Below are 13,065 nucleotides of genomic sequence, written 5' to 3'. Positions count from 1 at the left end.
GGGATTACGAATGACTCACCGCGCCCGGCGCTTGCCGCGTCTGCTTACCTTTTTGCTGGCCATCTCCGTGGCTCCCCTGGCCAACGCTTTCGACACCTTCGTCGTCCGCGACATTCGCGTGGAAGGCATCCAGCGGACCGAGGCCGGCACCGTGTTTGGCTACCTGCCGGTCAAGGTCGGCGATACGTTCTCGCAAGAACAGGCGACCCAGGCCATCCGCGCATTGTTCGGCACCGGGTTTTTCCGTGACGTGAAGATCGAAGTCGAAAACGACGTGGTGGTGGTCGTGGTGGACGAGCGTCCGGCCATCGCATCCATCGACTTCAACGGCATGCGCGAGTTCGAAGCGGCCAACGTGCGCAAGTCGCTGGCCGAAGTCGGCTTTGCCGAAGCCCGCATCTTCGACCGCGCGCTGCTTGAACGCGCCGAACAGGAACTGAAGCGTCAGTACCTGGCTCGCGGCAAGTACTCGGTCGAAATCGTCCCAACCATCACCCCGCTCGAACGCAATCGTGTCGGCATCACCTTCGACGTGTTCGAAGGCGACGTGGCGCACATTGCCGGCATCAAGATCATTGGCGCCAAGGCCATTCCGGAAAAAGAGCTGCTGAAGATGCTGCAGCTGTCCACGCCGGGCTGGCTGACCTGGTACACCAAGGCCGACCAGTACTCGCGCCAGAAGCTGCAGGGCGACATCGAAGCGCTGCGCTCGTACTACATGAACCGCGGCTACCTCGAATTCAACGTCGATTCGCCGCAGGTCACGATCTCGCCCGACCGCAAGGATATCTTCATCACCCTGTCGATCACTGAAGGCGAGAAGTACACGGTCAGCGACGTCAAGCTGTCGGGCGAACTGCTCGGCCTGGACGACGACCTGCGCAAGCTGATCACCGTCAAGCCGGAAGAAACCTTCTCGGCCGAAAAGGTCAATGCGTCAAGCAAGGCCATCACCGATTACCTGGGCAAGCTCGGCTACGCATTCAGCAACGTGAATGCGAACCCCGTGGTGGACCGCGAAAACAAGCGCGCCGACCTGACCTTCTTTGTCGACCCGAACCGCCGCGTGTACGTGCGCCGCGTGAACATCGGCGGCAACACCCGCACGCGTGACGTCGTGATCCGCCGCGAAATGCGCCAGTTCGAAAGCGCCTGGTACGACGCGACCAAGATCCAGCTGTCGCGCGACCGCGTCGACCGCCTGGGCTACTTCCAGAACATCAATATCGAAACGCCGCCCGTGCCGGGCACGCCCGACCAGGTCGACGTGAACGTGACGGTGCAGGAAAAGCCGACCGGCATGATCAACCTCGGCGCCGGCTTCTCCAGCACCGACAAGGTGGTGCTGTCGGCCGGCGTGAGCCAGGACAACATCTTTGGCAGCGGCACGACCGCCGGCATCGAGCTGAACACCGGCAAGACCTACCGCACGATCGCGATCAGCCAGACCAACCCGTACTTCACGCAAGACGGTATCAGCCGGTCGACCAGCCTGTACTACCGCACGCTGCGTCCGTTGGCGATCAACCGCGGCGACTACCGCATCCAGACCATGGGCGCGGGTATCACGTTCGGCGTGCCGTTCACCGAAACACAGCGCGTATTCTTCGGCACCACGTTCGAAGCCAACGACATCACCACGTACGACAACAGCCCGCAGCGCTACCTGGATTACGTCAGCGCCTTTGGTCCTCGAAGCAATGCCGTGATCTTCTCGGTGGGCTGGAGCAATGACCGCCGCGACAGCGCCCTCGCGCCGACGCGCGGTACCTACCAGCGCGCTGCCGCCGAAAGCTCGCTGTTCGGCGACCTGCGCTACTACAAGGCCAGCTACCAGCACCAGTACTTCTGGCCCATCACCCGCGACTTCACGCTGGCCTTGAACGGCCAGGTCGACTACGGCAAGGGCTTTGCCGGCAAGCCGTACCCGCTGCTCAAGAACCTGTATGGCGGGGGTATCGGTTCGGTTCGCGGCTACGAAGGCGGCTCGCTCGGTGCGCGGGATCCGCGTTACGGCGACAGCCTGGGTGGCGCGAAGCGCGTCATCGCCAGCGCCGAACTGCAGCTGCCTTTCCCTGGTACGCAGCAGGACCGGACGCTGCGCTGGTTCACGTTCGTCGACGCGGGTAACGTCTACTCCGACGAACAGAACATCAATCTGGGCGAACTGCGGTATTCGACCGGTTTGGGCCTGAGCTGGCAATCGCCGATCGGTCCGCTCAAGATCTCCATCGGCAAGGCGATCAACCCGAAGCCGCAGGACCGTACGCAGATGTTCCAGTTCCAGATCGGCACGGGCTTCTGATCCCGCCAGGGCAGGGCGGGCAGATCGGGGCGATTTGCCTGCCGCCGCGCGTTTTTGGTACAACCGTTTACCTTGGCCTGCCACGCTTTGCGCGAGAATGGGCCAGTAGTGGCAAAATATCCAATTCTTTTCCGAGCGAGAGTTAAATGATCCGCAAGTTTTCGACGTCTGCTAGCAGTGTGACCGCCTCATCTGCTGTCAAAGGTGCGGGCCGTCTGCTGGCAGTGTTGGTGCTATCTGGCGCCGCCGTCGGCGCGGCTCATGCCCAACAAGCGTCGGCACCGCGTGCCGCGGCTTCGGCCAACACCGGTCCGGTCAAGATCGGGTTCGTGAACACCGAAAGGATCTTCCGCGACGCCGCGCCCGCCAAGGCTGCGCTGTCCAAGATGGAAGCTGATTTCAAGAAGCGCGACACCGACCTGCAGGATATCGCCGCGCGTCTGCGCAACATGTCCGAGCAACTCGACAAGGACAGCGCCGTGCTGTCGGAATCGGATCGCAATCGCCGCCAGCGCGAACTCAGCGACCTCGACAAGGACTTCCAGCGCAAGCGCCGCGAATTCCAGGAAGACCTGAACCAGCGCCGCAATGAAGAGCTGTCGCAAGTGCTCGAGCGCGCCAACCGCGTGATCAAGCAGATCGCCGAGCAGGAAAACTACGACCTGATCCTTCAGGAAGCCGTTGTCGTCAGCCCGCGCGTCGACATCACCGACAAGGTGCTGAGCGCATTGAACGGCGGCAAGTAAGCGGCAGCTGCCGCTTCGAGTTGGTTGTCTAGCGCATGCCTATTTTGCTCGCCCCCGCCGACGCGCTCGCGTTGGCAGACTTGCTGGAAGCCACCGATACCTCCGGGTTGACGTGGCATATCGAAGACCTGACCGGGGGCGCGTCAGCTTCGACGTCCCAGGCGGATGGCGCCAGCCCGTCGTCCGCCGCGCTGGCGGATCTTCGGGTGGCAGGCATCGGCACTCTGGGCGCCGCAGGCCCCACCGAAATCGCCTTCCTTTCCAATCCCCGGTATCAGTCGCAGCTCGACAGCACGCATGCTGGCGCGGTCATCCTGTCGCCTGCCATGGCCGATGCGCACAAGGCGTCGGTCGCGGCGTCCGGGCGCAGCGACGGCCCGCGCGCACTGGTGGTCTGCACCGAACCCTACCTGCTGTATGCCCGCGTGGGGCAATGGTTCGCCCGGCGCTCGCGCGCCAATGACGTCGCGGGCATTCACGCATCGGCCGTCATTTCGCCCGATGCGGTGATTGGCGACGGCGTCACCATCGGCCCGTTGGCCGTCATCGAATCGGGCGTCACCATCGGGCAGGGCGCCCGCATTGGCGCCGGGTGCATCATCGGCAAAGACTGCGTCATCGGCCAAGACAGCCTGCTGCATCCGCGCGTGACGCTGTATGAACGCATCACCGTCGGTGCGCGCGCGCTCATCCATTCCGGCGCGGTGATCGGTGCGGACGGCTTCGGCTTTGCCCCCGACTCGCATACGGTCACGGGCGCGTACTCGAAGATCGAACACTTTGGCGGCGTGCTGATCGGTGACGACGTCGAGATCGGTGCGAACACCACGATCGACCGCGGCGTGCTCGACGATACGGTCATCGGCAACGGCGTGAAGCTGGACGACCAGATCATGGTGGCCCACAACGTCCGGATCGGCGACCATACGGCAATCGCGGCATGTACCGGTATCGCCGGATCCACTACCATCGGCCAACGGGTCGCCATCGGCGGCGCCGCGATGATAGGCGGCCATATCGACATCGGGGACGATGTCTTCCTGACCGCGTCGACCGTCGTGTTTTCCAATCTCGCCGCGGGCGGCCGTTATACCGGTATCATGCCGGCGGTCGAACACTCCGAGTGGGAACGGAACGCGGTCGCCATGCGCCATCTTGGCCGCATGCAGCGACGCCTGAAGGCACTCGAGAAGCTGTCGGCGAAAGCTGCCGACATCTAGACAGGACGCGCGGGCGGCCGCGCGGTCCGAACACACAATTGGAATACGTATGGAAATGGACATCAAGGGTATCCTCGAGCATCTGCCTCACCGGTACCCGATGCTGCTCGTGGACAGGGTGCTGGAATGCGTCCCTGGCGAGTCGATCACCGCGATCAAGAACGTCAGCTTCAACGAGCCGTTTTTTACCGGCCATTTCCCGCATCACCCGGTCATGCCGGGCGTGCTGATCCTTGAAGCCATGGCCCAGGCCGCGGCGATCACGTCCTTCACCGCCGCCGGCAAGAAGCCTGACGAAAAGACCGTGTACTACTTCGTCGGCATCGATGCTGCCCGCTTCAAACGGCCTGTCGTGCCGGGCGACCAGCTGCGCATGGAATTGAAAGTGGAACGCGTGTCGCGCGGCATCGTCAAATACAAGGGCAAGGCGCTCGTGGATGGCCAGGTGGCCGCCGAAGCCGAACTCATGTGCACCGTGCGCACCATTGATTCCTGAACTCGCACCCTGATGACAACCACCCGGATCCATCCCAGCGCCATCGTCGATCCCGCCGCGCAACTCGATGACGGCGTGACCATCGGTGCGTTCAGCATCATCGGGCCGAACGTCCGTATCGGCGCGGGCACCGAAGTGGGACCCCACTGCGTCATCGATGGTCACACCACGATCGGCCGCGACAACCGTTTCTTTCCTTCGGGATCGATCGGCGCGGCGCCGCAGGACAAGAAGTACGCCGGCGAGCCGACCGAACTGCGGATCGGCGACCGGAACACCATCCGCGAGTGCTGCACCATCAATCTCGGCACGGTCCAGGATGGCGGCATCACGACCATCGGCGACGACAACTGGATCATGGCCTACGTGCATGTGGCGCACGATTGCCACCTGGGCAATCGCACCACGATCGCCAACGGCACGCAACTGGCCGGCCATGTGCACATCGGCGATTACGTCACGTTGGGCGGCATGACCGGCGTCCATCAGTTCGTCAAGATCGGCGCGCACGCCATGACCGGCGTGCACACTACGCTGCTGCAGGATCTGCCGCCGTTCGTGACGTGCGCCGGCAGCCCTGGCCGCCCGGTGGGCATCAACTCTGAAGGACTGAAGCGCCGCGGGTTTACGCCCGAGCAGATCGCCGGGTTGCGCGCGACCTACAAGTCCTTGTACCGCCAAGGTCTGACGCTTGAAGAAGCCAAGGACGGCATGCGCGCACGCCAGGCGGAATCGCCAGACATGCGGGCGTCCTTGCAGACCTTGCTCGATTTTCTCGACACCGCGAGCCGCGGTATCGTTCGCTGACGGAGTATGTGATGTCGGTTTCGGCACATCCTTCCATCGGTGTGGTGGCGGGAGAGCCATCGGGAGACCTGCTTGCGGCCATGCTGGTGCGCGAGCTTAAGCACCGGGCGCCCACGCTTCCGTTGCAGGGGATCGGCGGGCCCAAAATGCTCGCGCAGGGCTTCGATGCCTGGTATCCCATGCAGAAGCTGGCCGTGAATGGATACGCCGACGTCCTGCGGCACCTGCCCGAACTGCTGACGATCCGCCGGACGCTGCGGGAACGCTGGCTGGCGGAACGCCCGTCGGTGTTCGTGGGCGTGGATGCCCCCGACTTCAACTTTGCGTTGGAAGGCGCGCTCAAGCGCGGTGGCGTTCCCACGGTGCATTTCATCGGTCCGTCGCTATGGGCATGGCGCGGCGAACGCATCCACACGATTCGCGAGTCCGTCTCGCACATGCTGGTCGTGTTCCCCTTCGAACAGAAGATCTACCAGGACGCGGGCGTGCCCGTGACTTACGTCGGTCATCCGCTGGCGGGCGTGATTCCGCGCGTGCCCGACCGCGCCCTGGCGCGGCGGCGGCTGCGCGTCGCGCCCGACCATCGCATGCTCGCGCTGATGCCGGGCAGCCGCGCGGGCGAAGTTCGGCACCTGGCGCCCCGCTTCCTGCAGGCTGCCAAGTTGCTGCAGCAGAAGGATCCGTCGCTGCGTATCTGGGCGCCCATGGCCAATGCCGAACGGCAGGCCCAGTTCGAGGCCTGCGCAGCGGAAGTCGGTGGCTTGCGGCACCTGCATTGCCTGATTGGCGGTTCGCACGACGTTCTGGCAGCCTGCGATACGGTGCTGGTGGCCAGCGGAACGGCAACGCTCGAAGCAGCGCTGTTTAAGCGGCCCATGGTGATCTCGTACGCCCTGCCCAAGGTGTCGTGGTGGATCATGCGGCGCAAGGCCTATCTGCCGTGGGTGGGGCTGCCCAACATTCTGTGCAACGAAGCTATCGTGCCCGAACTGCTGCAGGATGCGGCGACCCCGCGCGCGCTGGCCGATGCCGCATGGACCGCCTTGACCGACGACGCGCATGCGCGCCGGATCGAAACCCGCTTCACGCAATTGCATGATGAACTCATTCGCGACACATCCGCGTTGGCGGCCAAGGTGATTCTGGAGCTTGCCAACCATGCAGACTGAACGCGGCTGGGTGCAGAACGATTTTGGCTGGGACCTGCTGGGCGGCGAGTCAGGACAGCAAGGCCATATCGGCGAGCTGGATGAAGCGACGCTGTTGACCTTGACCATTGCGGGGGTCGACGAGGCCGGCCGCGGCCCGCTGGCCGGCCCGGTCTATGCCGCGGCCGTGGTGCTGGACCGCGCGCGTCCGATCGCCGGGCTGGCCGACTCCAAGGTGCTGAAGGAAGCGGATCGCGATGCGCTGGCGATCGAAGTACGCAGTACGTCGCTGGCTTGGTTCATTGCCAGTGCGTCGGTGGAAGAAATCGACTCGCTCAACATCCTGAACGCGACCATGCTGGCCATGCGCCGCGCCGTGGAAGGGCTGAGCATCATTCCCCATCTGGCGCAGATCGACGGCAACCGCGCGCCCCGGCTCGCCTGCCGGGTGCAGACGGTGATCGGCGGCGACGCCAGCATTCCGGCCATCTCGGCGGCATCCATCCTGGCCAAGACGGCACGCGATGCCGAACTGGTGCGGCTCCACGCCGAGTATCCGCATTACGGCTTCGACCGGCACAAGGGCTACGGCACCGCGTTGCATGTGGAAAGCCTGTACAAGCACGGCCCCTGCGCGGCGCACCGACGCAGCTTCGCGCCCGTGCGGATGGCTTTGGAAGGCAAGCCCATGCCGGACCTGGCCGCGCTGGCGTCCGCCGAAATGGATGGCATCGGCCCGGGCGTGGCAAAGACGGGGGCCAGGAAGACTGCCGCGCGCAAGGCGTCTGTCGGCAAGACCTCTGCCGCCAAAGATGGCGCGACGTCTGCGTGGCCTGCGCAGGCAGGCCCGCCGCTTGAGTCTGTTGACACGACGCCCGCCGCCAAATCCCCCCAGCCTCGCAAATCCCGCCGGGCGGTCGCGCCCTGATGAAACGTATCGCCTCCCGCGACAATCCGCTCTTCAAAGAATTGCGCAAGCTGTCGTCCACCTCGCAGGCGCGCAAGCATGCGAGGCTGTCGGTGCTTGAAGGGCTGCACCTGTGCCAGACCTACCTGGCGGTGATCGGCGCGCCGCGCCATGCCGTGTTCGACGCGCATCGGCTGGACCGTCCGGAAGACTGTCATCCGGAATTGCTTGCCTTGCACGATCAGGTGCCGGTAGACCGCCAGGTCTGGCTGGAAGGCAAGCTGATGCAGGACCTGGAGACAGTGCAGGCCGGACAGGGCGTTGTGTTCGTCGTGGACACGCCGTCGCCGGTGCTGCCGGAACGGCTTACCGAATCGTGCGTCTGGCTGGACCGCATCCAGGACCCGGGCAATGTCGGTTCGATCTTGCGTTCGTGCGCAGCCGCCGGCGTGCGGCATGCGTTTCTATCGGAAGAGACCGCCTTTGCCTGGTCGCCCAAGGTGTTGCGGTCAGGCCAGGGTGCGCACTTTTCGCTCACGATCCACGAGCAGGTCGATCTGGAAGCGCTGATGGCCCGTCTGGACGTGCCCTTGATCGCGACGACCCTGGACGATGCGCAAAGCCTGTACGGTCCCGCCTTGCCCTCGAAGGCCGCATGGGTGTTCGGCCATGAGGGGCAGGGCGTGCGCCCGGCCCTGCAGCGCGCGGCGCGGGTGCGCGTTCACATCCCCCAGGAAGCCGCCGCGGAATCGCTGAACGTGGCGGCCGCCGCGGCGGTGTGCCTGTTCGAGCAGCGCCGCCAGGGCCTGTCAGCTCAATAGAACCGGCCTTCCAGGCCGATCTTCTGCAGCACCGTCGTCGAGATCTCTTCGATCGACTTGGTGGTCGTCGACAGCCACCGAATCCCCTCGCGGCGCATCAGCTTCTCGGCCTCCGAGACTTCATACCGGCACTGTTCCAGCGACGCATACCGGCTGTCGGGCCGGCGCTCATGCCGCACTTCGGACAACCGTTCCGGCTGAATCGTCAGGCCAAACAGCTTGCTTTTGTACGGAAGGATGTTCGAGGGCAGGCTGTCGCGTTCGAAGTCATCCGGGATCAGCGGCACATTGGCGGCCTTGATGCCGTATTGCATCGCCAGGTACAGGCTGGTCGGCGTCTTGCCACAGCGCGATACCCCCACAAGAATGACATCCGCGTTTTCGATGCCTTTGGCGTATTGCCCGTCATCGTGCGCCAGGCTGAAATTGATGGCTTCGATGCGATTCTGGTATTGCTCGGTATTGGCCACGTTGTGCGAGCGGCCGATCGAATGGCTGGACTTGAATCCCAATTCGGCTTCGATCGGTTCGACAAAGGTCGAAAACAGTTCGAGGAACATGCCGTTGGCCTGGCGCACCCGGGTATTGATCTCGGAATTCACCAGGGTACTGAACACGATCGGGCGTTTGCCATCGGCTTCAAAGGTCTGATCGATGCGCGCCGCGACGTCCGCCGCCTTGTCGACCGAGTCGATGAAAGGGAGGCGGATGTGCTTGAAACGCAGCCCTTCGAATTGGGCAAGAACGGAATGCGCAAAGGTCTCGGCGGTAATGCCGGTGCCGTCGGACACCACGTACACGGTGCGGATATAAGGCTGCGTTGACGCAGGGTGGAGTGACATGATGACCTCGCAGATCAAATCGACCGCAATACGTGAGAAAAAGGTAACAATTGACCGTTAACAGGCGGAGTGCAGACCACGCGGCGCACGGGGTAGAATCCCGGGGGTCATTGCCATCCGTCCCGTGGCATGGCTCAGGCCGGCTCTCATAGTGTAGAGCGCAGCGCTGCCAGGCAGGTTTGGCCAGCACACGACATTCCTAGGACAAACGCCAACATCCTGCGTTTCGATCCAGCGTCGTGTGCTCGCCAAACATGCTTTCTTGCCATTGTAATAGGGGACTTTCATGTCTTATGTTGTGCCATTCGAGCAGCTCCGCATGACGGATGTTGACTCAGTTGGAGGAAAGAACGCGTCGCTGGGCGAAATGATCAGCCAGCTTACGGGCGCGGGCGTTCGCGTTCCGGGTGGCTTTGCCACCACCGCCGACGCGTTTCGCGCCTTCCTGAAGGATTCCGGTCTCGACAAGCGGATCAGTGATCGCCTGTCCAGCCTGAATCCCGAGGACGTGCGTGCGCTTGCCGACACCGGCGCGGAGATCCGTCAGTGGATCATCGACGCACCGCTGTCGCCCGAATTCGAACAAGCCGTCCGCAGCGAATTCGCCAAGCTCGACGCCGACGGCAAGGGCTCGTTCGCCGTCCGCTCGTCGGCCACGGCCGAAGACCTGCCCGACGCCTCGTTCGCCGGCCAGCAGGAAACCTATCTGAACGTCGTCGGCATCGATGACGTGCTGGACAAGATCCGCCACGTGTTCGCGTCGCTGTACAACGACCGCGCCATCTCGTATCGCGTTCACAAGGGCTATGCCCACGCCGAAGTCGCGCTGTCGGCCGGTATCCAGCGCATGGTGCGCTCGGATTCGGGCGCCGCCGGCGTGGTGTTCACGCTGGACACCGAATCGGGTTTCCGTGACGTCGTCTTCGTGACGTCGTCGTACGGCCTGGGCGAAACCGTGGTGCAGGGCGCCGTCAATCCCGACGAGTTCTACGTCTTCAAGGGTTCGCTCGAATCGGGCAAGTACCCTATCGTCAGCCGCCGCATCGGCTCCAAGCTGATCAAGATGGAATTCGATCCCGCCCGTACCGAAGGCCGCGCCGTGCGCACCGTCGACGTCGCGCCGGAACTGCGCAACCGCTTCTCGCTGACCGATGACGACGTCATCGAGCTGTCGAAGTACGCCGTGATCATCGAAAAGCACTATGGCCGCCCGATGGACATCGAGTGGGGCCGTGACGGCGTGGACGGCAAGATCTACATCCTGCAAGCCCGCCCTGAAACCGTGAAGTCGCAGCAGTCGGGCAACGAAGTGCAGCTGCGCTATCGCCTGAAGGCATCCGGCAACGTGCTGTCGACCGGCCGCGCAATCGGTCAGAAGATCGGCTCGGGTCCGGTGCGCCTGGTGGCCGACATTTCCGACATGGACAAGGTCCAGCCGGGCGACGTGCTGGTGACCGACATGACCGACCCGAACTGGGAACCGGTCATGAAGCGTGCGTCCGCCATCGTGACCAACCGCGGCGGCCGTACCTGCCACGCGGCGATCATCGCGCGTGAACTGGGCATCCCAGCTGTCGTGGGCTGCGGCGACGCCACGCAGGTGCTGAAAGACGGCGCCCCGGTGACCGTGTCTTGCGCCGAAGGCGACGAAGGCCGGATCTACGACGGCCTGATCGAGACCGAAGTCGAGGAAGTGCGCCGCGGCGACATGCCCCCGATCGACATCAAGATCATGATGAACGTGGGCAACCCGCAACTGGCATTCGACTTTGCGCAGATCCCGAACTCGGGCGTGGGCCTGGCTCGCCTCGAATTCATCATCAACAACAACATCGGCATCCACCCGAAGGCCATCCTCGACTATCCGAACATCGACGGCGAACTCAAGAAAGCCGTGGAATCGGTGGCGCGTGGCTACGCCAGCCCGCGTGCATTCTTCGTGGACAAGCTGGCCGAAGGCATCGCGACCATCGCCGCCGCCTTCTTCCCCAAGACCGTGATCGTGCGCATGTCCGACTTCAAGTCGAACGAATACCGCAAGCTGATCGGCGGTTCGCGCTACGAGCCGGAAGAAGAGAACCCCATGCTGGGCTTCCGTGGCGCGTCGCGCTACATCTCGGAAGACTTCGCCGAATGCTTCCGCATGGAATGCGAAGCGCTCAAGCGCGTTCGTGAAGACATGGGCCTGACCAACGTCGAAATCATGATCCCGTTCGTGCGCACCCTGAAGCAAGCCGAGAAAGTCATCGGCCTGCTGGGTGAGAACGGCCTGAAGCGCGGCGAGAACGACCTGCGCGTCATCATGATGTGCGAAGTGCCGTCCAACGCCGTGCTGGCCGAACAGTTCCTGGAGCACTTCGATGGCTTCTCGATCGGTTCGAACGACCTGACCCAGCTGAGCCTGGGCCTGGATCGCGATTCCGGCCTCGAACTGCTGGCGCAGGACTTCGACGAGCGTGACCCCGCCGTGAAGGCCCTGCTCAAGCAAGCCATCTCGGCATGCCTGAAGGCAGGCAAATACGTGGGCATCTGCGGTCAGGGCCCGTCCGACCACCCCGATTTTGCCGTGTGGCTGAAAGAGCAGGGCATCCTGTCCATCTCGCTCAACCCCGACACGGTCGTGGATACGTGGAAGAAGCTGGCGTAAGCCACAGCCGTTGACAGCGCGGGCTGACCTGCCGGTCTACCCGCGCTGCAAGCCGACGAAGGGAGTTCCGTGCATGCACGGGACTCCCTTTGTCGTTTCAGGTCCGCGCAGCGCTTGCCGCCGCGTGATCAGTGGCTCGTGCGCTTCTGCGCCAGGCTGATCAGCGCCTTCAGCACATTGGCAAACCGTCGCGCGGTGCTGGAAAGGGGGCTGTTGGCCGAGTGCAGCAGGTGGATGGAATGGTCCAGGGGCGGATCCGTGGGCAGCAGGATGACGTCTTTGCCAAAGCTGGGGTGATACCCGAAAGACTCCACCAGTGCCACGCCGACGCCCTGACGCACCAGCGCCAGCGCTTCGGGGGTGGAGCGGACCTCGATCTGCGGCTGCACCTGCACCGGGCCGGAACTGAGCAGTCGGCTGGCCAGACGGCCGAATGGCGTGTCGGCGCCGTAACCGATCAGCAGATGCCCGACGAGTTCTTCGGCCCGCACGCGGGGCCGTATCGCCAGGGCGTGCCCCCGTGGCACGGCGCAGCCCAGCCATCCGCGGCCTATCTTTTCGCTGACGATGTTGGCGTTGACGGGCGGCGGCATGGACGCAAGGCCAAAGTCGGCTTGTCCCAGCAACAGATGCGGAAGCAGGGCGTCGAAAGCCAATGGGCGATAGCGAATAGGCGTATCGGGATGGCTTTCACGAAATTTCTGAATGGCATGGGGCACGAGCCATTCGCTGAAGCTGGGGCTGGAGACAAGACTGACCGACCCGGCCGACCCCATGCCCAGGGCGCCCGCCAACGCGTTGAAACGGTTCACGCGCCCAAAAATTTCTTCGGCTTCGGCATACAGCCGTCTGGCTTCGGGCGTGGGCTGCAGCCTTCCCTTGACACGTTCGAACAGGCGATACCGCAGGCGGCTTTCCGCAGACGCAAGAACACGGCTGACCGCCGGTTGCGTGACGGACAGCATGCGGCCGGCTTCGCTTAACGATCCGGTCAACATCACCGCGTGGAAGACCTCGATCTGGCGCAGCGTCAGCGCGCCGGGCGTCGAAGGAAGGGGGACGGCCATTGGGGGGACATCCGCAAAGAATTGAAAGGCAGCGTCATTCTAGGGGCGTTGCGGCGTCT

Annotated in this window: 10 protein-coding genes and 1 pseudogene; 9 read left to right on the top strand and 2 right to left on the bottom strand. The window is 63.8% G+C overall.

Features of this window, described 5'->3' with window-relative positions; translation table 11 throughout:
• Positions 1-10: 10 nt before the first annotated feature.
• The 8 genes and pseudogenes from bamA to ACNANG_RS01155 all read left to right on the top strand — a co-directional run bounded on the left by bamA (position 11) and on the right by ACNANG_RS01155 (position 8,450).
• Positions 11-2,305, top strand: a complete 2,295-nt coding sequence (bamA, locus tag ACNANG_RS01190; protein ID WP_420225651.1) for an outer membrane protein assembly factor BamA — start codon at positions 11-13, stop codon at positions 2,303-2,305.
• Positions 2,306-2,451: 146 nt separating this feature from the next.
• Positions 2,452-3,051, top strand: a complete 600-nt coding sequence (locus ACNANG_RS01185; RefSeq protein WP_420225650.1) for an OmpH family outer membrane protein — start codon at positions 2,452-2,454, stop codon at positions 3,049-3,051.
• Positions 3,052-3,086: 35 nt separating this feature from the next.
• Positions 3,087-4,271, top strand: a complete 1,185-nt coding sequence (gene lpxD / locus ACNANG_RS01180; RefSeq protein WP_420225649.1) for a UDP-3-O-(3-hydroxymyristoyl)glucosamine N-acyltransferase — start codon at positions 3,087-3,089, stop codon at positions 4,269-4,271.
• A 49-nt stretch (positions 4,272-4,320) separates the two neighbouring features.
• Positions 4,321-4,767 carry a 3-hydroxyacyl-ACP dehydratase FabZ gene (fabZ, locus tag ACNANG_RS01175; protein WP_420225648.1) on the top strand — a complete coding sequence of 149 codons (447 nt, stop codon included), beginning with the start codon at positions 4,321-4,323 and terminating at the stop codon, positions 4,765-4,767.
• A 12-nt stretch (positions 4,768-4,779) separates the two neighbouring features.
• Positions 4,780-5,574, top strand: a complete 795-nt coding sequence (gene lpxA, locus ACNANG_RS01170) for an acyl-ACP--UDP-N-acetylglucosamine O-acyltransferase (protein ID WP_420225647.1) — start codon at positions 4,780-4,782, stop codon at positions 5,572-5,574.
• Positions 5,575-5,585: 11 nt separating this feature from the next.
• On the top strand, positions 5,586-6,743 hold the full coding sequence (gene lpxB, locus ACNANG_RS01165; RefSeq protein ID WP_420225646.1) for a lipid-A-disaccharide synthase: 1,158 nt from the start codon (positions 5,586-5,588) through the stop codon (positions 6,741-6,743).
• Positions 6,744-6,810: 67 nt separating this feature from the next.
• Positions 6,811-7,389: pseudogene (gene rnhB / locus ACNANG_RS01160) on the top strand (ribonuclease HII); the annotation flags it as partial.
• A gap of 260 nt (positions 7,390-7,649) precedes the next feature.
• On the top strand, positions 7,650-8,450 hold the full coding sequence (locus ACNANG_RS01155; RefSeq protein ID WP_420225645.1) for a TrmH family RNA methyltransferase: 801 nt from the start codon (positions 7,650-7,652) through the stop codon (positions 8,448-8,450).
• Here the strand turns inward: ACNANG_RS01155 and ppsR are convergent.
• On the bottom strand, positions 8,444-9,292 hold the full coding sequence (ppsR, locus tag ACNANG_RS01150) for a pyruvate, water dikinase regulatory protein (RefSeq protein ID WP_179588017.1): 849 nt from the start codon (positions 9,290-9,292) through the stop codon (positions 8,444-8,446). The two genes, ACNANG_RS01155 and ppsR, sit on opposite strands and share 7 nt — an antisense overlap.
• Before the next feature lie 286 nt (positions 9,293-9,578).
• On the opposite strand from ppsR, the gene ppsA reads away from it, so the two are divergent.
• Positions 9,579-11,939 carry a phosphoenolpyruvate synthase gene (ppsA, locus tag ACNANG_RS01145; RefSeq protein ID WP_420225644.1) on the top strand — a complete coding sequence of 787 codons (2,361 nt, stop codon included), beginning with the start codon at positions 9,579-9,581 and terminating at the stop codon, positions 11,937-11,939.
• 128 nt (positions 11,940-12,067) lie between these two features.
• Here ppsA and ACNANG_RS01140 read toward each other — a convergent pair whose 3' ends face one another.
• Positions 12,068-13,006, bottom strand: coding sequence for a LysR family transcriptional regulator (locus ACNANG_RS01140; protein ID WP_420225643.1), 939 nt, complete (start codon positions 13,004-13,006; stop codon positions 12,068-12,070).
• Positions 13,007-13,065: the final 59 nt, after the last annotated feature.

This window comes from Pigmentiphaga litoralis, from assembly GCF_048632615.1.
GTDB lineage: Bacteria > Pseudomonadota > Gammaproteobacteria > Burkholderiales > Burkholderiaceae_B > Pigmentiphaga > Pigmentiphaga litoralis_B.
Note: the sequence above shows the minus strand (reverse complement) of the source record. Positions and strands in the feature narration are given on the sequence as shown.

Excerpts from the sequence above, each read along its gene's own strand:
- bamA (WP_420225651.1), top strand. The coding sequence starts at position 11 with ATGACTCACCGCGCCCGGCGCTTGCCGCGTCTGCTTACCTTTTTGCTG.
- ACNANG_RS01185 (WP_420225650.1), top strand. The coding sequence starts at position 2,452 with ATGATCCGCAAGTTTTCGACGTCTGCTAGCAGTGTGACCGCCTCATCT.
- lpxD (WP_420225649.1), top strand. The coding sequence starts at position 3,087 with ATGCCTATTTTGCTCGCCCCCGCCGACGCGCTCGCGTTGGCAGACTTG.
- fabZ (WP_420225648.1), top strand. The coding sequence starts at position 4,321 with ATGGAAATGGACATCAAGGGTATCCTCGAGCATCTGCCTCACCGGTAC.
- lpxA (WP_420225647.1), top strand. The coding sequence starts at position 4,780 with ATGACAACCACCCGGATCCATCCCAGCGCCATCGTCGATCCCGCCGCG.
- lpxB (WP_420225646.1), top strand. The coding sequence starts at position 5,586 with ATGTCGGTTTCGGCACATCCTTCCATCGGTGTGGTGGCGGGAGAGCCA.
- ACNANG_RS01155 (WP_420225645.1), top strand. The coding sequence starts at position 7,650 with ATGAAACGTATCGCCTCCCGCGACAATCCGCTCTTCAAAGAATTGCGC.
- ppsR (WP_179588017.1), bottom strand. The coding sequence starts at position 9,292 with ATGTCACTCCACCCTGCGTCAACGCAGCCTTATATCCGCACCGTGTAC.
- ppsA (WP_420225644.1), top strand. The coding sequence starts at position 9,579 with ATGTCTTATGTTGTGCCATTCGAGCAGCTCCGCATGACGGATGTTGAC.
- ACNANG_RS01140 (WP_420225643.1), bottom strand. The coding sequence starts at position 13,006 with ATGGCCGTCCCCCTTCCTTCGACGCCCGGCGCGCTGACGCTGCGCCAG.